The 17,561-nt window shown below is 35.8% G+C and carries 21 protein-coding genes and 4 tRNA genes; 14 read left to right on the top strand and 11 right to left on the bottom strand.

The genetic code is table 11. From position 1 onward, the window contains the following. Positions 1-169 precede the first annotated feature (169 nt). The 6 genes from ACZZZC_RS16770 to ACZZZC_RS16745 are packed head-to-tail and all read left to right on the top strand — an operon-like array spanning position 170 to position 4,967. Complete coding sequence (locus tag ACZZZC_RS16770; protein WP_463487726.1) at positions 170-865, top strand: HAD family hydrolase; 696 nt, start codon at positions 170-172, stop codon at positions 863-865. After that, positions 862-1,698 (top strand): phosphoribosyltransferase family protein, encoded by an 837-nt coding sequence (locus ACZZZC_RS16765; protein ID WP_463483193.1) that lies wholly within the window; start codon positions 862-864, stop codon positions 1,696-1,698. Before ACZZZC_RS16770 ends, ACZZZC_RS16765 begins: the two co-directional genes overlap by 4 nt. A 3-nt stretch (positions 1,699-1,701) precedes the next feature. Continuing rightward, complete coding sequence (locus tag ACZZZC_RS16760; RefSeq protein ID WP_265797581.1) at positions 1,702-2,256, top strand: TerD family protein; 555 nt, start codon at positions 1,702-1,704, stop codon at positions 2,254-2,256. A gap of 4 nt (positions 2,257-2,260) precedes the next feature. After that, on the top strand, positions 2,261-2,875 hold the full coding sequence (locus ACZZZC_RS16755) for a TerD family protein (protein WP_463483191.1): 615 nt from the start codon (positions 2,261-2,263) through the stop codon (positions 2,873-2,875). A 20-nt stretch (positions 2,876-2,895) separates the two neighbouring features. Next, positions 2,896-3,996: a toxic anion resistance protein gene (locus ACZZZC_RS16750; protein WP_463487725.1), complete on the top strand. Its 1,101-nt coding sequence runs from the start codon at positions 2,896-2,898 to the stop codon at positions 3,994-3,996. Between the two features lie 8 nt (positions 3,997-4,004). Beyond that, on the top strand, positions 4,005-4,967 hold the full coding sequence (locus ACZZZC_RS16745; protein WP_463483190.1) for a hypothetical protein: 963 nt from the start codon (positions 4,005-4,007) through the stop codon (positions 4,965-4,967). Between the two features lie 4 nt (positions 4,968-4,971). On the opposite strand, the gene ACZZZC_RS16740 is transcribed toward ACZZZC_RS16745, so the two are convergent. From ACZZZC_RS16740 to ACZZZC_RS16725, 4 genes are read right to left on the bottom strand one after another with little or no spacing between them, the layout of a single operon-like run. Beyond that, positions 4,972-5,835, bottom strand: coding sequence for a dienelactone hydrolase family protein (locus ACZZZC_RS16740; protein ID WP_463487724.1), 864 nt, complete (start codon positions 5,833-5,835; stop codon positions 4,972-4,974). A gap of 60 nt (positions 5,836-5,895) precedes the next feature. Then, positions 5,896-6,411, bottom strand: a complete 516-nt coding sequence (locus tag ACZZZC_RS16735; protein WP_463487723.1) for a phosphotransferase enzyme family protein — start codon at positions 6,409-6,411, stop codon at positions 5,896-5,898. Between the two features lie 5 nt (positions 6,412-6,416). Further along, positions 6,417-6,767, bottom strand: coding sequence for a phosphotransferase (locus tag ACZZZC_RS16730; RefSeq protein ID WP_463486279.1), 351 nt, complete (start codon positions 6,765-6,767; stop codon positions 6,417-6,419). Then, the gene (locus ACZZZC_RS16725; protein WP_463483187.1) at positions 6,768-6,899 is read right to left on the bottom strand and encodes a hypothetical protein; all 132 of its coding nucleotides are present in this window, start codon (positions 6,897-6,899) and stop codon (positions 6,768-6,770) included. Positions 6,900-7,009: 110 nt separating this feature from the next. On the opposite strand from ACZZZC_RS16725, the gene ACZZZC_RS16720 reads away from it, so the two are divergent. Beyond that, on the top strand, positions 7,010-7,603 hold the full coding sequence (locus ACZZZC_RS16720) for a 2OG-Fe(II) oxygenase (RefSeq protein ID WP_463487722.1): 594 nt from the start codon (positions 7,010-7,012) through the stop codon (positions 7,601-7,603). A 37-nt stretch (positions 7,604-7,640) separates the two neighbouring features. On the opposite strand, the gene ACZZZC_RS16715 is transcribed toward ACZZZC_RS16720, so the two are convergent. Beyond that, entirely contained in the window at positions 7,641-8,060 is a 420-nt protein-coding gene (locus tag ACZZZC_RS16715; protein ID WP_463483185.1) for an SRPBCC family protein, read from the bottom strand. A gap of 188 nt (positions 8,061-8,248) precedes the next feature. Here ACZZZC_RS16715 and ACZZZC_RS16710 point away from each other — a divergent pair, with 188 nt between their 5' ends. The 4 genes from ACZZZC_RS16710 (at position 8,249) to ACZZZC_RS16695 (ending at position 11,926) form a co-directional block, all read left to right on the top strand. Then, positions 8,249-10,699: a glutaminase family protein gene (locus ACZZZC_RS16710; RefSeq protein ID WP_463483184.1), complete on the top strand. Its 2,451-nt coding sequence runs from the start codon at positions 8,249-8,251 to the stop codon at positions 10,697-10,699. A gap of 131 nt (positions 10,700-10,830) precedes the next feature. Beyond that, complete coding sequence (locus tag ACZZZC_RS16705) at positions 10,831-11,199, top strand: response regulator (RefSeq protein ID WP_265797572.1); 369 nt, start codon at positions 10,831-10,833, stop codon at positions 11,197-11,199. Positions 11,200-11,276: 77 nt separating this feature from the next. Further along, the gene (locus ACZZZC_RS16700; protein WP_056849829.1) at positions 11,277-11,462 is read left to right on the top strand and encodes a Sec-independent protein translocase subunit TatA/TatB; all 186 of its coding nucleotides are present in this window, start codon (positions 11,277-11,279) and stop codon (positions 11,460-11,462) included. A gap of 215 nt (positions 11,463-11,677) precedes the next feature. Next, positions 11,678-11,926, top strand: coding sequence for a hypothetical protein (locus ACZZZC_RS16695; RefSeq protein ID WP_265797569.1), 249 nt, complete (start codon positions 11,678-11,680; stop codon positions 11,924-11,926). A gap of 134 nt (positions 11,927-12,060) precedes the next feature. On the opposite strand, the gene ACZZZC_RS16690 is transcribed toward ACZZZC_RS16695, so the two are convergent. The 5 genes from ACZZZC_RS16690 to ACZZZC_RS16670 form a co-directional block, all read right to left on the bottom strand. Continuing rightward, positions 12,061-12,144: transfer RNA gene (locus ACZZZC_RS16690), tRNA-Leu, on the bottom strand. A 72-nt stretch (positions 12,145-12,216) separates the two neighbouring features. Next, positions 12,217-12,289 (bottom strand) — tRNA-Gly (locus tag ACZZZC_RS16685). Positions 12,290-12,471: 182 nt separating this feature from the next. Further along, a tRNA-Leu gene (locus ACZZZC_RS16680) sits at positions 12,472-12,555 on the bottom strand. 49 nt (positions 12,556-12,604) lie between these two features. Then, a tRNA-Gly gene (locus ACZZZC_RS16675) sits at positions 12,605-12,677 on the bottom strand. Positions 12,678-12,771: 94 nt separating this feature from the next. Then, positions 12,772-13,323, bottom strand: coding sequence for a regulatory protein RecX (locus tag ACZZZC_RS16670; protein ID WP_463483182.1), 552 nt, complete (start codon positions 13,321-13,323; stop codon positions 12,772-12,774). Here ACZZZC_RS16670 and ACZZZC_RS16665 point away from each other — a divergent pair. From ACZZZC_RS16665 to arsC, 3 genes are all read left to right on the top strand, one after another. Beyond that, positions 13,322-15,781, top strand: a complete 2,460-nt coding sequence (locus ACZZZC_RS16665; protein WP_463487721.1) for a bifunctional UDP-N-acetylmuramoyl-tripeptide:D-alanyl-D-alanine ligase/alanine racemase — start codon at positions 13,322-13,324, stop codon at positions 15,779-15,781. The two genes, ACZZZC_RS16670 and ACZZZC_RS16665, sit on opposite strands and share 2 nt — an antisense overlap. A 319-nt stretch (positions 15,782-16,100) precedes the next feature. After that, positions 16,101-16,691, top strand: a complete 591-nt coding sequence (locus tag ACZZZC_RS16660) for a DUF502 domain-containing protein (RefSeq protein WP_265802049.1) — start codon at positions 16,101-16,103, stop codon at positions 16,689-16,691. 11 nt (positions 16,692-16,702) lie between these two features. Next, positions 16,703-17,083: an arsenate reductase (glutaredoxin) gene (gene arsC / locus ACZZZC_RS16655; protein WP_463483180.1), complete on the top strand. Its 381-nt coding sequence runs from the start codon at positions 16,703-16,705 to the stop codon at positions 17,081-17,083. On the opposite strand, the gene ACZZZC_RS16650 is transcribed toward arsC, so the two are convergent. Next, entirely contained in the window at positions 17,039-17,536 is a 498-nt protein-coding gene (locus ACZZZC_RS16650; RefSeq protein WP_463483179.1) for a hypothetical protein, read from the bottom strand. The two genes, arsC and ACZZZC_RS16650, sit on opposite strands and share 45 nt — an antisense overlap. Positions 17,537-17,561 lie beyond the last annotated feature (25 nt).

The raw sequence follows: 17,561 nt of genomic DNA, 5'->3' as shown, positions 1-17,561 counted from the left end.
AATAAATTTTTGGTTGAGTGCATTTAAGTTCAATATTTTTGTTTCTTTGCTCTATCTAAATATCAAAAACAAAGCTTATCTGTGATAAAACTTACAATCAAATATTTCTAGTTCTACAATCAATTTTGTAATATTAGAATTTTATAACACAGATTAGGAAATAGGCGCAATGGCTTTTTACAAACATTATTCATTCGATCTTTGGTTAACGTTGATTAAATCAAACCCAACGTTTAAACTCGAAAGAACCAAATACTTTCATGCGAAGTTTAATGCAAAGCAAAAGAGTATGGATGAGGTCGGTGCTATTTTTCGCCAGGTAGATTTGATGGTGAATGCCATTAACGAAAAAACCGGTAAAAATGTTGATGCTGATGAAATGTACCTCATGGTGATTAGCATGATTAACGATTTCAGTTTTGCTTTTAACGAGGTAGATTTAGAGAAGATTTACCATGATATGGAAGAGCTGCTTTTTGAACACATGCCGCTTGTATATTGTGAAAATTGTTTACCCGTTCTTTCTCAAATAAAAGAAAGCAATTTAAGTTCTACTAATATTTTAAGTAATACCGGATTCATCAAAGGGAACACCTTAAAAAAGGTGCTCCATCATTTACAAATAGATCAATTTATCGATTTTCAATTGTATTCTGATGAGGTAAGGCTATCAAAACCAAACCCTAAATTTTTCGAATTGATGTTAAACAACATTGATAGAAGCAAACATCCCGAGCTTGATTTACAACACATTATTCATGTTGGGGATAATCCGCATGCTGATATTCGGGGCGCTAATGCAATGGGTATACAAAGTATGTTGATCAACTCCAATAATCAATCTATTTTAACGTTACTTTCATGATTCCTTACACGTACTCACTTCACAAAATTGATAACACAGCCGATTTTGGCTTCAATCCCGATCATTACAGTCGCTTTAAATTTGGTGATAACTTCATTGCAAAATCATTTGGTAAGGATTTGGCAGACGGATTCATTAAATATTACCTGGCTGATAATTTGATTACTGATCAAATTGTGGTCATTTCAAGTCCGTATAGCTTTATTCCCACAGCTACCTTTGCAATGAAAAACTATTTCGTTTCTCAGCTAAATCGCTGGTTGGTAGAAAACGGAGGCTTACAGGTGCAAGAAACCAAAGTGCACAGAACGGTTACTTACAAGGAAGATTATGGCGAGCTAAGTGCCGAAGAACGTTTAAGCCTGATAGGAAATGATTCTTTTCACATTGATAAAGATTTTCTAGTTGGAAAAACCTTATTATTTCTCGATGATATCAGGATAACGGGTAGCCATGAGCGAATGATTTTGAAAATGGCTAAAGCGTATGGCTTATCAAATGAAATGCATATGCTCTACTTTGCCGAGTTGGTGAATAAAAACATTCATCCAAACGTAGAGAATTTCTTAAATTACCACCAAATCAAATCAATTTTCGATTTGGAGGAAATTATAGATGGAGGGGATTTTTGTTTCAACACCAGAATTGTTAAGTATATTCTCAATACCGCTTCAGAAAGTTTTAGCATCTTCCTCGAACGTAGAAATGGCGATTTTATAAACGAATTGTACGATTTGGCGCTAGGAAATGGCTATCATACCATTGAAGCTTACGCCAAAAATTTACATCAAATTAAAAATTACATCAAAAATAACAACTATAAATTAATTTAAGATATGGCTATTAACTTGCAAAAAGGACAAAGAGAAAACATTGATGCACCTAAATTTACAATCGGTTTAGGCTGGGATACCAACAGCTCTTCAACTGGTGCTGCATTCGATTTAGATGCCTCGATTTTTATTTTAAACGATCAGAAAAAATTAGTTTCTGACGAAAATTTTGTTTTCTACAACAACTTAACTTCTCCTGATGGAGCAGTGGAACATACAGGCGATAACTTAACTGGGGATGGTGATGGTGATGATGAACAAGTGAAAGTAGATTTGACTAAAATAGATCCAAGAGTAAGCGAAATTTGTGTGGTGGTTACCATCCACGATGCTGAAACCAGAAAACAAAACTTTGGTCAGGTAAGAAACTCTTTTGTAAGAATATTCGATGCCACAACCAATGAGGTGATTTTGAAGTATGAATTGGAAGAAGATTTTTCAATCGAAACAGCAGTTGAGTTTGGCAGAATTTACAAACGCGAAGGCAAATGGAAATTTGAAGCGGTTGGAATGGGAATGAAAGGTGGTTTACAGGATTATTTAAACAAATATCAATAAAATTATGGCAATCAATCTTCAAAAAGGTCAGCGAATCAATTTAGAAAAATCAAACGGAAGCAAGCTGCAAAATGTTTGTGTTGGTATTAACTGGGGCGCTATCGAAAAGAAAGGAATGTTTGGTTTCGGTTCATCAAAAGAAGCCGTAGATTTAGATGCCAGCTGTGTTTTATATAACGACAGTAAGCAACTTTTAGAGGTGGTTTATTTCGGTAACTTAAAATCTAAAAACGGATCGGTAAAGCACAGTGGCGATGATTTAACTGGCGACATGGGTGGCGACGATGGCCTGGATAACGAAGTAATTACTTTGGATTTAGCTCAATTGGATGCCAATGTTAATTACGTAGCTTTTGTTTTAAATAGCTTTAGAGGACATGACTTTGGTACCATTCCATTTGCTTCTATCCGTATTTACGAAGGCACCAGCAAACGTGTGAATGAGGTTTTCGCTACTTACGATATTGCAAATGATGCTGCCTTTAAAGGCTCAGTATCTATGGTTATGGGCGTTTTCTACAAAAAAAATGGCGAATGGAAATTCAATGCCATCGGAGAACCAACCCGCGATAAAAAATTAGAAGAAACGGTTAAAACTGTAACTCAAAACTATTTATAGTTTACAGCTTAAATATAACTATGGAAACCAACCCAAACGAAGCGATCCCGAATTTAACGCCAGTTAAACTGGATAAAGATGGCAATGTAAATCTCGAAGTAATTACCACTGAAGAAACTGCAAAATATAGAGAACTTGCAAAATCTTTAGAACCATCTGATGTGAATTCCATTTTAAATTATGGAAGTGAAGCACAAAATTCGATGGAGAAATACAGTAACGATTTCTTAGCATCGGTAAGAACTTACAACAGTGGTGAAGTGGGCGGTCTTATTAACGAACTGCTTACCGAACTGAACTATATTGATGTTTCTGAACTGGAACAAAGTGGCTTCAAAAGTTTTATCTCTCGCATCCCATTTTTAAAAAATCTGGTTGTTGATGTGAAAAAACTGTTTCAGAAATATGATGTGGTGGTTAATAATATTGATAAGATCACCAACAAAATCAAAGCTGGTCGGTTAAACTCAATTAAAGATAATACCGCTTTACAAACCATGTTTGATAGCAATGTAAGCTACATCAAACAAATGGAAGATTTAATTATTTCTGGTCAGTTGAGATACAACGAACTGCAGCTTAAACTTGCCGAAATGGAAGGCAGACCTGCAGATTACCAAGATTATGAGATAGCTGATTTGAGAGATTTCACCAGCCGCCTGGATAAACGTTTGGCGGATATGAAAATTGTTCGTTTCATTATGTTGCAGTCTCTGGCTCAGATTAGGGTAGTGCAAAATAACAATACATCAATTGCAGAAAAAGCACAATCTATTGTTTCTACAACCATTCCGGTTTGGAAAAACCAGTTAACCATTGCGGTTGCACTACAAAGGCAAAAAGCCAATGTAGAAATGCAAAAGAAGGTTTCGGATACAACAAATACCATTTTGCAGAAGAATGCAGAGATGTTAAAACAAAATAGTATCGATGTTGCTAAAGAAAACGAAAAAACTGTTGTTTCTTTGGAGACATTAAAAATGACAACCTCTTCGTTAATTGAAACATTAAACGAAGTGAAACAGATTCATGAAGCTGGAGCACAGAGCAGAAAAGTGCTTGATGGTGAATTGAAAACTTTAGAAGCAGAGTTGAAAAAGAACGTGACGAGGGTGAGCTAAACTAAACTATGGATGAATACCGTTTAAATATTTTAAATAAATCAAACGCAGAGATCAACCGTTTACAGTTGCTCTCTGCGTTTTTTGATGATGAAATTATTTATAAAATCTTCTTAAGAACGCAGGTTATTCATCAACTATTTTCCAATAATGAAGATTTGGAAATAGAAAAACTCGATCTTTTTCATTTACAATTTACAGATAGTGTTATTGCCTTACTCCGAAAAATTAAGAAAAGCAATGAGAAAAATGTGGCCTTAATTTATGATGAAATTGATCTGAATGAAGCCCTAATCGATAAAATATCAGGCTCGCTTGATGATAAAAATAAATTCACGCAAGATAAACAGAAGCAAACACTAAAAGTAAACCAATCGCTTAGGCGACTCTACAACAATCTCTCTGATTTAAGTACCGATTTTCCATTCTCAAAAAATATTAACGTATTCAGTGCCAAGTACGCAAACGATTATTATTTCGATTTAACAGCCGACCAGTTATCACAATTGGTCGATTATCAAGGTAAAAATGTTTATTCGAATGCGTATGCTGTGATTGAAAAGAAATTAATGGGAAGACTTTGTAAGTTCGATTTTAGAACAGAGTTTCATCTGGGTTTAAAATCTGGCGAATTAATTATCGAGGTATATAAGTTTTTGGATAACAAGACTTATTTTCTGTTTTATCCCAGCAGAAATCTGTTCCTGATATGTGATTTATCAGTTTTTAAAGATCTCGATACGTCAAACAATCTTTCAGAACGAGAAAGAATTGTTCAGGAATTAGAATACAAAAATGATAAGTTGAAAAGTAATGCTGCCGTGATGAAAACGGCCATGTCTAAAGATGTGCAAGATTTATTAGAAAGCAGCTACCAGAAAATTTCTGATATCAACTTTCTAAATCATCTCAATAATTTCGATGTACAATCGAATATTTTGAAAGAAATGCTACGTACAGATCTTTTTTAAACCGCTATCGTGTTAAAATAGAAAGTTTACTTTTAAACAAATCGACAGTTCGTTGCCAAGCCAATTTAGCTGCGGCTTCATTGTACCTAGTTGGCGAAGTGTTATTGTTAAAAGCGTGGTTCACGCCATCGTAAATATAAATTTTGTAGTCTATTTTGTTTTCTTTCAATGCTTGCTCATAGGCGGGAATCCCAGCGTTTATGCGCTCATCCAAGCCACCATAATGTAGCATCAAACTGGCTTTAATTTTGGGTACATCGGCTGCATTAGCTTGTGCGCCATAATAAGCTACAGCAGCTTGCAATTTCGGATCGTTAACAGCCAGTTTATTGGCCATTCCACCGCCCCAGCAAAACCCTACACAACCTACTTTACCATTTCCATCTTTCCTGTTGCGCAGATATTCCAGTCCTTTCAAATAATTTTGAAGGTTCTTTTGTGGATCAAGCTTGCCTATTAGTTCCCGCCCTTTATCTTCATCTGTAGGTGTTCCTCCAAGCGGAGAAAGTGCATCTACGCCAAGCGCTAAGAAACCTTCGGCTGCAATGCGTTTAGTTACATCAATGATATGTGGGTTTAAGCCCCTGTTTTCGTGAATAACCAAAACACAACCCAACTTCTTTTTGCCTTTTGGTTTTGCTAAAACTGCTTTCATATCACCATCAACACCTGCGTAAGTAACATTTTCTACTTCAATGTCATCACTATTAAAATCAGCTGCAGCAGCATAATTATTTTCTAACATAGGTAAAATAGTCAACGCTAATGCCGTGCTACCAGCAAGAAGCGCAAGCTTTTTCATGAAATCTTTTCTGCTTACCTGGCTGTGGGTATATTCGTCGTAAAGGGTAATGATTTTCTGATCCATTTTAGGTTGATTTTTTATACACAAGATAACCAAGCCTTGCGATATTTAATACATTTTTTGCTAAAAGTTACAATAAAGCGCTACCCATTTTTTTATCAATTCTACCCGATGCTTTACATACCTTGGCGTTAAGAATGTGTTAGACCAATCATCGTAATTATCGTAAAAGAATTTTAAAAAAAAGATATGGAAACTAATTCCTAAATAGGGAATTGCCAATATTTCATCATCGGTTAACGTCCTTATTTCTTGATAAGCTTTTAAAAAAATATTGAAATCTACTTCTGCTTGCTCTTTGGTAATCCGGTTATTTAATTGATGGAAGAAAAAATGATTCAAAAACGACATCAAATCGTTAACTAAATAACCTTCTCCTGCAAAATCAAAATCGAAGAAAGTGATTTTACCACCCTTGTCAAAGTGAAAGTTTTTTGGAAAAAAGTCGTAGTGGCAATAACCATAAGAAAAATTTGAGGTATTAAATGATGAAAATTTATCTATTACCTTTTTAGATAGTGCATTAAGATATTCATATTCATCAGCCATTTCTCTAAAATGAGGCTTTAAAGTTCTCAATGGCGCTAATAGCGTGTTTCGAAGTTGAATTGTTGTCGCTGATGCTTAAGTTTTAGATTTACAGTGGTTTGATGTAATTTGGCAATGTCTCTACCAAGTGTGATTAAATGATCTTCATTCAAGTCAATGATTACGTTTCCTTCAGCCCAAGAAAATAGTATGCCATTTCGTGTCCCTTCAATGGCATTAAATTGTTGTATTTGTTTCCCACTTCTATCTTTTAATGGATGAGAAACCGAATTTCCGTTTGACTTTAAAACATTTAATAACTCCACTTCGGCTTCTATCTCATTTATTTTGCGGTGAGAATCACGATAAATTTTAAATATGTATCGCTCTTTTGTGTTCTCTACCAGCTAAGTATCGCTCACATTTCTAATTAGTAAGCTACAAGTTGTATCCTGTTCTAGTTGATAACCGTCAATGAGATATTTATTTAAGGCCGTTGCCGATAAGGTAGAATATTGAGCCGGGAAAATAGAGTTCATTGCTGCGGAATTAAAAATCAATCAAATATATAAGATTAAAATCGTGGCAATACTTTAATTAGACTACCTTGTAATGTTTTGAACGTGTTGTTCTAATTAACGTTGACTTATTGACAGAGATATTCGATTGCCTTATAGATAGTTATATCGAAGATAAGGTTGGTGTTGTAGAAAATTTTCTTAGTATCGCTCTCGCTGCTCATTTAAAGACCAATTTAATTCATCTTTTTCAAAATAAAGAACTTCTCAGCGCTGGCATTGGTAACAATAAAATTGTTGTTCAGAACAAACTCGTTAGGAGTGATGTAATTTATTGGCTGGATAGGAGACATAATAACCCATACGAAAATGAGTTTTTCGATTTGATGGATAAATTTGTGCTTCACTTAAATAATACTTGTTACACGGGCATTACTGGCTACGAATTTCACTACACGCTTTATCAACCAGGAGCATTTTACAAGAAACATATAGATCAGTTTCAAAACAATGGCAGCCGACAATATTCACTAATTCTGTATTTAAATGCAGATTGGAAAATTGAGGATGGGGGAGAGCTTCGCATTTACCAAAATGATGCACAGCAGAATATTTCTCCAGTTAGCGGCAAAGGTGTTTTTTTTAAAAGTGCCGATTTGGCTCATGAGGTTTTAGTAACCAACAAACAAAGGATGAGCATTACTGGCTGGCTAAAAACAGGTTAACAAAAAGCGCTTTCTAGGTTTGAAAGCGCTCTTTATGTTAGTTCTCTTCCGTATATTTTTTAAAATTATCTAAAATGGACTGCCAGCCGTCTCGCTGCATTTCTATCGGGTTCTGATTTTCTGGATCGAATGTTTCAATGACTTTTGTTTTACCATCTGTTTCTTCAAAAGTGATTTTCACTTGCCTTCCATCGCCCAAGCCATATTCAATAAGTTTATGCTTTTCTACTTTGCTGTAAATTCCTTCGAAGTCAAAACCCATACTGCCATCTTTTGCTTCCATTCGGGTTTTGAATTTCCCGTCTGTTTTTAAATCGTTTTCGGCATAAGGCGCATGCCAATCACTCGCTGCGAAGGTCCATTTTGTAATGTGCGCTGGTTCCGACCAGTATTTCCAAACTTTTTCTACTGGCGCATTAATAATGGCTTCTATTGTTATTGGTGTTTTAGTTTCCATTTCTTGAGATTTAATTTTTATGTAAAGCTAATTGAAGTAATCACATTCCGGCAAGGGCGGATGCGACAAATTACCGGTGTAATTTTCTTGAAATAATTTTTTTCTTTCGTAACAAATTGAAAACAAATGCGAAAGTAAACTTTGATTACTTACTTTGGATGCTAGTTAAACGTTTTACCAAATATGTTATGAGAAAAATTTTAGTGCTACTTCTAGTAAGCTATACAGCTGTGTTTGCACAACAAAGATCGGCACCAGCTTATCCTTTAATTACCCACGATCCTTATTTTAGCATTTGGTCCTCATCAGATTCTTTGCACAAAAGTACAACCAAACACTGGACTGGTGCCAACCAATCGCTCACTGGGATGATTAATGTTGATGGAAAAATTTATAATTTCCTGGGTCAATCAGAAAAAGTTTATCGCTCTATTTTACCTACCGCCGATGAAAAACCAATGGAATTGTCATTTACAGAAAGCAAGCCAGATGCAGATTGGTTTAATGTAGGTTTTAACGATAGTAAATGGGAGAAGGGAATGGGGCCAGTTGGTAGTGAAAAATCACAGGTAAGAACATTATGGAGCAAGGATGAAGTTTGGACAAGACGTGTTTTTACGCTAAAAAATATAAACAGCGACAAGCTTTTTTTTAAAATTAAACATGATGACAATGCCATAGCTTACTTAAATGGTCAGGAAATTTACAATGTACCCAAGGTGGAGGGCAAATTTGTTTATATCCCCTTAGATAAAGCACTTTTGAAAACCGGGAAAAATGTGCTAGCCGTTTATGCCAAAAATACCGGAGGGCCATCATTTTTAGATTATGGTTTAGTAGAAGAGCCTACCGATGCCAATGCCACAAAGATCGAAGAAGCAATACAAAAAAGCTTAACCTTTAATGCTACACAAACCATTTATACAGTTAGGTGTGGTAAAATTGATTTGACTTTAACATTCACATCTCCACTTTTAATGAACGATCTGGATCTTCTTTCGAGGCCAGTTTCCTACATCACCACTAAAGTTAAAGCCAATGATGGAAAACAACATGAGGTAAAACTGTATTACGGGGCATCAACCAATATCGCAACGCATAGTGCTTTCCAGAAGGTTGAAGCAAAGAAATATGGCACTGCAACCCTTTCTATATTAAGGGCGGGTACCATTGAGCAACCTATACTAAAAAGAGCGGGCGATGACGTGAGGATAGATTGGGGTTATATGTACGTTGCTACGCCAGCTAGTTATAAAAGCATTCAAAACATTTCAAGTGTCAGCAATGCATTAACCACATTTTTAACGGGCAAACAATTCAAACAAAATGAATTACAGGGCGAACAATTGGTTTTGAATACTATTATTCCATTAGGAAAAGTGGGGGCTACAGAAAGGGAAAATTATGTGATGTTGGGCTACGATGACCTCTATTCTTTACAATACTTTCATACCAATTTAAAACCATGGTGGAATACCACCGGTAAGGAAACGATCGAGAACCAGCTGCAAAAGGCCAGTGCCCATTATTCTGAAGTGACGCAAAAATGCAAGGCTTTTGATCAGAAATTACATCAGGATGCTGTAAAAAGTGGAGGAGAGAAATATGCACAGTTATGTATTTTGGCTTACAGACAAGCGGTTTCTGCCCACAAATTGGTGCAAAGCCCAAGTGGCGAGTTACTATTTCTATCTAAAGAAAATTTTAGCAATGGATCTATCGGAACGGTTGACATTACTTATCCTTCAGCACCTTTGTTTTTAATTTATAATCCTGAATTGGTTAAAGGCATGATGAACGGAATATTTTATTTCAGCGAAAGCGGCAAATGGACCAAACCTTATTCAGCACATGATTTAGGGACTTATCCATTAGCAAATGGCCAAACTTATGGAGAAGATATGCCAATCGAGGAATCGGGAAATATGTTAATCTTAATGGCTGCCATTGCTAAAACCGAAGTTAATGCCAGTTATGCTAAAAAGCATTGGAAAACCCTAAGCATTTGGGCAGAGTATTTAAGCAAAGAAGGTTTAGATCCGGCCAACCAATTATCCACTGATGATTTTGCCGGTCACCTGGCCAGAAATGCAAACTTATCGGTTAAAGCGATCGTTGCCTTAGGCGGATATGGGATGTTGGCAACCATGCTTGGTGAAACGGCAACAGGGAATAAATATACTGAAATGGCCAAAGAGATGGCTAAAAAGTGGATGGAGTTAGCGGATGCGGGTGATCATTATGCCTTAACTTTTAACGACAAAAATACATGGAGCCAGAAATATAATCTGGTTTGGGATAAAGTGTTAAATCTTGGCTTATTCCCGCAATCGGTTTATGATAAAGAAATTAAATTCTATTTAACAAAACAGACAAAATACGGCTTGCCATTGGATAGTCGTAAAACTTATACGAAATCTGACTGGATCACCTGGACAGCTACCTTAGCATCGGATAGAAAGGATTTTGAAGCTATAATTGAGCCAGTGTATACTTATGCTATTGAAACGCCAGATAGGGTACCAATGAGTGATTGGCATGAAACCAAAGATGCCAGAAGGCAAAATTTTACGGCCCGAAGTGTAATTGGCGGATTCTTTATTAAAATGTTAGAGGAGAAATTAAAGAACAAAAAGTAGTGCCTTCATCTGCAGTTTTCTCATTCTATTCTAATAGGCGCTAAAATTTTAAAAACAATTCATTTCATTGTTGGTTAATTAATTGGTTTCTAAATATTTAAAATTGATCAGGTTAGAATAAAATTAAGGAGATGGGAAAAAGTGTGTGTGTGCTAGAAGATGATGAGGGAATTAGGGATGTAATTATTCTTTTATTACAAGAAGAGAATTACGATGTAACAGGTTTCGCAAGTATAGAAGACTTCAATTTAAATGCTAAAAATCTTAAACCAGATCTATTTTTGCTCGATGTAATGCTTCCTGATGGAAGCGGTATTGATATTTGTAGTGGTTTAAAGACGGCTGATAGTACTAAAAATATTCCGGTTCTGATGATGAGTGCTCATGCAAAAATTGGAGAAATTAATAAGACTTGTAATGCTCAGGGATTTATTTCCAAGCCTTTTGATATTTATGATTTGTTGAAGCGTGTGGATTATCAATTAAATCTTCCATCCTAATTTTTGTTGGAAACCATAATGGTTTAATCAACGTATATACAAACAGATTCATTCAGAAAAACCTTAAACCATAAAACATGACACATTCAACCATTGCAGCAATACTTGGCGGTCCAGAAATGATAATTCTTGGCGTTGCTATCCTTTTATTATTCGGAGGCAAGAAAATTCCAGAATTAATGAGAGGCTTAGGAAAAGGCATTAAAGAATTCAAAAACGGACAAGAGGGTACAGAAGAGCCTAAGGTTCAGAAAGAAGTATAAAATATTTGCTTAAATAAAAAACATTTACCGAAAAACATTTGAAAACTTCAGATCTACCATCTGGAGTTTTTTTATTATAGGATGAACTTGGTTGGAACCGATGTAACAATGCTTTGCTTAAAATTAACTTTTAGATTACATATAAAACATTCACTAGCGTTAATTTTGCCCCGTTCTTGAAATAGACTAACACAAGAGCCGAATGTTAAAAACAAATGAAATATCTAGTTAAAGAAATAAGTGAAGGAAATTGCGATATCACCTTATTGCCAGAGAATTTAAATGATCGGAACCTTTTAATCGAAGCGACAAGAAACTTACCAAAAAATAATCAAGAAACTATTCAATTTCACTATGAACATGCACTAAAGAATGAAGTTCATAATCAAGCTGCTTTTATATCCTTAAATGAGTCAGAAAGTAACTACCCCAAAAGAGTAAACGTAAATTATCAAATTGTATAAAAGTTCAAGGCTTTCCTAACAAGAAGGCCTTTTTTTATGGACTAACTTATCTTAGTGAGAAGGGTGAGTTCAAAAAAATGTAGGCATAAAAAAAGCCATCATTGCTGATGGCTTTAGTTTCGATTTGTTTATTGTACTCGGGGCGGGAATCGAACCCGCACGCCTTTGAAAGCACAGGATTTTAAGTCCTGCGTGTCTACCAGTTCCACCACCCGAGCATTAGTCAATCCCGATAAATCGAGTTGATTAATGTTTTAAAATAAATGCCTTCCGGTAGGAAAGGCATTTAGAGCGAAAGACGAGATTCGAACTCGCGACCCCGACCTTGGCAAGGTCGTGCTCTACCAACTGAGCTACTTTCGCATGAATAATACAATCGCTGTATTCCCTTTGGGGTTGCAAATATAGAAATATAAATTTCAGATTCAAAAATTATTAAAAATTATTTTTTGTTGATTGATAATTCTTCTTTTATCCATCTTCAGAAGTTGAATCAACAAAAAAAGCCATCATTGTTGATGGCTTTAGTTCGATTTTTTTTGAAGTACTCGGGGCGGGAATCGAACCCGCACGCCTTTGAAAGCACAGGATTTTAAGTCCTGCGTGTCTACCAGTTCCACCACCCGAGCAGGCGATTAACCTTTTAAAATAAATGCCCTCTGGTAGGAAGGCATTTAGAGCGAAAGACGAGATTCGAACTCGCGACCCCGACCTTGGCAAGGTCGTGCTCTACCAACTGAGCTACTTTCGCATTAAACAAAACCGATATGCTGTTTCGTTTTGGTGTTGCAAATATAGACAGATTTATATTTCTGTCAAGGGATTTTTTATTAAAAATTTAATATTTAGTTTAAATTGCTGGCTTTCAGTGCCACTAAAATTAAATCAGTTTCAAATCCTCTGCCTTGAAGATAAGTCATTAGCTTCATTTTTCGTTTTAAAGGATTAACTTCATTTAAAGTTCTTGCTTTTTTTAGGGCTAAACTTTCTATGGTTTGCATATAATCATCGTCATCTAAACTATATAGCGCTTTTTGTAAAATTCTATCCGGAACGCCTTTTAGTTTCAAACCCTGCTTAATTTTAATTCTTCCCCACTTTTTAATGTTGAATTTTCCCGAGGCATATTGCTTTGCAAATCGTTCTTCGTTTAAAAAATTGTTGGTGATTAATTCTGATAAAATTTCTTCCAATTCATCGCCACGCATTCCCCATTCCACCAATTTATATCTTACTTCTTTTTGCGAACGTTCCTGGTAAGCGCAAAAGTTTTCAGCTTTGGCCAATGCCTGTTTTTTATCTAATATTGCTGCTTCTTGTTTACCCGTTTTCATAATTAATTGGTGAACTTCGTAAAAATAAAAACGATTACCATAATTTCCTGAATATAATATCATGTTGAATCCGATATATACCATTTCTACCGTAGCTGAAATTTTAAATGCTGATGCAAATTTATTCAATACAGAAGCACGAATTACGCATTTGGTAATCGATAGTAGATCGGTTTTGGTTCCTGAAAATTCCTTGTTTTTTGCTTTATTATCCCATCGAGATGGACACGAGTTTATAAAGGATGCTTACAGCAAGGAGATCAGAAATTTTGTGATTACCGACACGAGCTATTTACAACAATATCCTGATTGTAATTTCCTGTTAGTTGATAACGCATTAAGTGCATTACAAAAACTCGCTATTTATCATCGAAATAAATTTGATTTAACCTGTATCGGCGTTACCGGTAGTAACGGAAAAACCATTGTGAAAGAGTGGTTGTATCAACTTTTGGCTAGCGATTACAGTATTGTTCGTAGTCCGAAGAGTTACAACTCACAAATCGGTGTTCCACTTTCTGTTTGGCAAATCGACGCAGATAATAATTTAGGAATTTTTGAGGCAGGTATTTCTGCAGTGAACGAGATGGAAACATTATCCGCAATGATCCAACCTGAAATCGGAATTTTAACCAATGTTAGAGAAGCTCATGCAGAGGGTTTTAGTTCGAGAAAAGAAAAGCTGACCGAAAAGTTAAAGTTATTTACAAATACGGATCTGCTGATCTATTCGCCAGAATACACGACAGAAATCAACGAAAAAGATTTACCGGGTAAAAAACATTTTAGTTGGAGCACTAACCAAATGGCCGATTTGCGGATTACTGCTGTTGAACCGATTGAAGGGAATTGCTATTTAAGAGCGATTTATCAAGATCAGGAAATTGAATGCATGTTACCTTTTAAGGATAAGGCATCGATAGAAAATGGCATGATTTGTTGGGCAACCTTGCTCGCTTTAGGCTATTCTGCAGAACAGGCTGATCTTCGTTTGGAAAAATTAAGTCATGTGAGTATGCGCTTGGAACTTAAGAATGGCATTAACCAGTGCTCCATCATCGATGATTCTTACAGTGCGGATATTTCATCGTTAGCCATTGCACTAGATTTTCTCAATCAACAGAATCAACATCCTAAGAAAACCGTAATTCTTTCTGACTTATTTGAAACGGGTCAGGACGATCTGGATTTATATACCGAAATTGCTGATTTATTGATCCAGAAGAAAGTGAATCGTTTGATCGGGATCGGCCCACACATTTCAAAATATGAAAGCCTCTTTAACACCGAAGCCCAGTTTTTTGAAACGACAAATGCTTTCATTGAAGCATTTCCAGGTTTACAATTCAGTCATGAAACCATTTTAGTAAAAGGCGCTCGGCGATATGAATTTGGAAGGATTAGTAAATTGCTTACTCAAAAAATCCATGATACGGTTTTAGAGATTGATTTGAATGCCATGGTTCGCAACCTGCAGTTCTATCGTTCGAAAATAAAACCCGGTGTTAAAATTATGGCCATGGTTAAGGCTTTCTCTTACGGAAGTGGAAGTTTTGAAATTGCCAATTTATTGCAGTTTCACAAAGTTGATTATTTGGCTGTGGCCTATGCCGATGAAGGAATTGCCCTTCGCAAAGCGGGAATAACACTTCCTATTATGGTGATGAGTCCTGAAGAATCTGCTTTTGAAGCCATCATTAAACATCAGTTAGAACCTGAGATTTATAGTCTCGAAATTTTGAATAGCTTCTTGAATGCACTTTCTGATTATGATTTCGATTACCCTATTCATATTAAGATTGATAGTGGTATGCACAGATTGGGATTTGAATCTGCCGATATGGAGAATTTAGCAATATGCTTACAAAATTCGCAACGGCTAAGCGTTAAAAGTATATTTTCTCATTTGGTAGCAAGCGGAGAAGCCCTTCACGATGGTTTTACTGAACAACAAATTGAAAAATTCAATTCCATTGCTACACAACTGATAGCAGTTTTAGGCTACAAACCTTTACTTCATATTGCCAATACGTCGGGAATTAGCCGCTGGCCAAACGGACAAATGGATATGGTTCGTTTAGGAATAGGCTTATATGGTTTCGACGCTGCTTTAGCTAATAACCGCGGCTTACAAACGGTAATGGTACTTAAAACAACCGTAACGCAGGTTAAAACCTTAACGGCGGGCGAAACGGTTGGATATAGCAGGAGAGGAGTGATGCCAAATGGGGGAAAAATAGCGACGGTAAAAATCGGTTATGCTGACGGCTATGCCCGTATTTTTGGTAATGGCGTAGGTAAAATGCTCATCAATGGACATTTGGTGCCGACCATAGGTTCCATTTGCATGGATATGACGATGCTGGATGTTACTGGCCTCGATGTAAAAGCTGGAGACGAAGCCATTGTTTTCAATCAGGAACATACTATTATGCAGCTTGCAGACGATATCAACACGATTCCTTATGAAATCCTTACAAATATTTCACAGCGAGTAAAGAGGGTTTATTTTTATGAATAGGTTAGTTTATTAGTAATTAGTTCATTGGTAATTAGTTTATTAGTCATTTGTGCACTAGTTCATCAGTCTGGATGCATAATTGCATGTGTGCCAATACACATTGAAATTTATCTACCATGCTAACTAATGAACCAATGACGAATGAACCTTTAAATTTATCCATCATGCTAACTAATGAACCAGTGACGAATGACTAATGAACTTTAATTTTATCCACCATGCTAACTAATGAACCAATGACCAATGACTAATGAACATTTAAATTTTATCCATCATGCTAACTAATGAACTATTGAACAATTTTGAATAAATTTGCAGCATGAACAGAGTAGGGAAAGCCATTTTAAACTATTTAATTAAAGGTTTATTAATTGTTGTGCCCATCGCTGTGAGCATTTTTATTGTAGTTTGGGCAGTTACAACTGTTGATAGCTGGCTAAATGTAAACAATATTCTGGGTGTAAATCCCCGTACAGGCGAAAGCAGAAACATTCCGGGTCTGGGTTTACTAACTGTTGTAACCATTATTTTATTGGCTGGTATCTTCGTAACCAATTTGGTAACCGAGCCGATGTATAACTGGTTTCAGCGCATGATGCATCGCTTGCCTTTGCTTAATTTCATTTATTCATCTATTAAAGATTTAACCGAAGCTTTTGTTGGTGATGAGAAAAAATTTAATCATCCGGTATTGGTTGAAGTTGAAGGTGGAATGAAAAAAATTGGGTTTTTAACCCAAAATGATTTGCATAAACTCGATCTTCCTGACGATGTCGCCGTTTATTTTCCGTTGTCTTATTCATTTGCTGGTCAGCTTTGTATTGTGAAAAGAGATAAGGTTAAGGATTTAAAAATGAGCGCAGGAGATGCCATGAAATTGGTAGTGAGCGGTGGTGTTAGCGGTTTATAATTCGAGTAAGAATGATTCAGATTTATCATAATAACAGATGCACCAAAAGCCGCCAGGCTTTACGGGAACTGGAAAATAGTAATAGAGATTTTGAAGTAATCTATTATCTGGAAACTCCACCAAACAAGGCGCAATTAATTGAACTAGTCAAAAAACTTGGTATTAAGCCATTTGAATTGATTCGTAAGACAGAGAAAATCTACATCGAAAATTATAAGGGTAAAAACTTAACCGATTTAGAATGGATTGATGCCATGGTGAAAAATCCTGTTCTCATAGAAAGACCGATTATAGTTTCGGGAGATAAGGCCGTGATTGCCCGCCCGACAGAGAGAATCAAAGAAATTTTAGTAGAAAACATTACGGATAAAAGACATGAAAAGCACGATTAAAACCATCGCATAAAGAATTCTGGAATAATATTCTCGAATAAATAAGCCGATAAAAAAAAGCATGTCATCGTCGGTATTGCCGTGAATTAAGCCATTGCTGGTAGATGAATTATAAATAATTTGTGTATCTGTATGGTTATTTAGCGACCACCTGCTTAACCAGCTGTTTTGATAACTCCAATCAAAATTGTCGCCATTTGCAAACGTTACTCTCGCCTTAAATGCAAGCCAATCGTATCTAATGGTTGCTAGAAGCTCGTGATTACTATTTAAAATTTTGGTTTCGGGATTGCTATAGCCATCACTTCTCAATAAATAAATCCCTTTTTGAGTGGTGGCAATTGCCGAATTTTTTAATGAACTAAAATTGATCGAAAATTTTAGGTAAGTACCCTCAAATACTTGATAATTACTATCAAATAACCCTTTTCTCCAATTTAATATCCTTTCCATTTCCACAGGGTGCTATAATTTCCTA

It is taken from the genome of Pedobacter sp. AC212 (assembly GCF_979258625.1).
The sequence above is the reverse complement of the archived record's forward strand: the minus strand, read 5'-3'. Positions and strand labels throughout refer to the sequence as shown.

Coding starts and splice junctions, on each gene's coding strand:
- ACZZZC_RS16770 (WP_463487726.1), top strand. CDS start 170: ATGGCTTTTTACAAACATTATTCATTCGATCTTTGGTTAACGTTGATT.
- ACZZZC_RS16765 (WP_463483193.1), top strand. CDS start 862: ATGATTCCTTACACGTACTCACTTCACAAAATTGATAACACAGCCGAT.
- ACZZZC_RS16760 (WP_265797581.1), top strand. CDS start 1,702: ATGGCTATTAACTTGCAAAAAGGACAAAGAGAAAACATTGATGCACCT.
- ACZZZC_RS16755 (WP_463483191.1), top strand. CDS start 2,261: ATGGCAATCAATCTTCAAAAAGGTCAGCGAATCAATTTAGAAAAATCA.
- ACZZZC_RS16750 (WP_463487725.1), top strand. CDS start 2,896: ATGGAAACCAACCCAAACGAAGCGATCCCGAATTTAACGCCAGTTAAA.
- ACZZZC_RS16745 (WP_463483190.1), top strand. CDS start 4,005: ATGGATGAATACCGTTTAAATATTTTAAATAAATCAAACGCAGAGATC.
- ACZZZC_RS16740 (WP_463487724.1), bottom strand. CDS start 5,835: ATGGATCAGAAAATCATTACCCTTTACGACGAATATACCCACAGCCAG.
- ACZZZC_RS16725 (WP_463483187.1), bottom strand. CDS start 6,899: ATGAACTCTATTTTCCCGGCTCAATATTCTACCTTATCGGCAACGGCC.
- ACZZZC_RS16715 (WP_463483185.1), bottom strand. CDS start 8,060: ATGGAAACTAAAACACCAATAACAATAGAAGCCATTATTAATGCGCCA.
- ACZZZC_RS16710 (WP_463483184.1), top strand. CDS start 8,249: ATGAGAAAAATTTTAGTGCTACTTCTAGTAAGCTATACAGCTGTGTTT.
- ACZZZC_RS16705 (WP_265797572.1), top strand. CDS start 10,831: ATGGGAAAAAGTGTGTGTGTGCTAGAAGATGATGAGGGAATTAGGGAT.
- ACZZZC_RS16700 (WP_056849829.1), top strand. CDS start 11,277: ATGACACATTCAACCATTGCAGCAATACTTGGCGGTCCAGAAATGATA.
- ACZZZC_RS16695 (WP_265797569.1), top strand. CDS start 11,678: ATGAAATATCTAGTTAAAGAAATAAGTGAAGGAAATTGCGATATCACC.
- ACZZZC_RS16665 (WP_463487721.1), top strand. CDS start 13,322: ATGTTGAATCCGATATATACCATTTCTACCGTAGCTGAAATTTTAAAT.
- ACZZZC_RS16670 (WP_463483182.1), bottom strand. CDS start 13,323: ATGATATTATATTCAGGAAATTATGGTAATCGTTTTTATTTTTACGAA.
- ACZZZC_RS16660 (WP_265802049.1), top strand. CDS start 16,101: ATGAACAGAGTAGGGAAAGCCATTTTAAACTATTTAATTAAAGGTTTA.
- arsC (WP_463483180.1), top strand. CDS start 16,703: ATGATTCAGATTTATCATAATAACAGATGCACCAAAAGCCGCCAGGCT.
- ACZZZC_RS16650 (WP_463483179.1), bottom strand. CDS start 17,536: ATGGAAAGGATATTAAATTGGAGAAAAGGGTTATTTGATAGTAATTAT.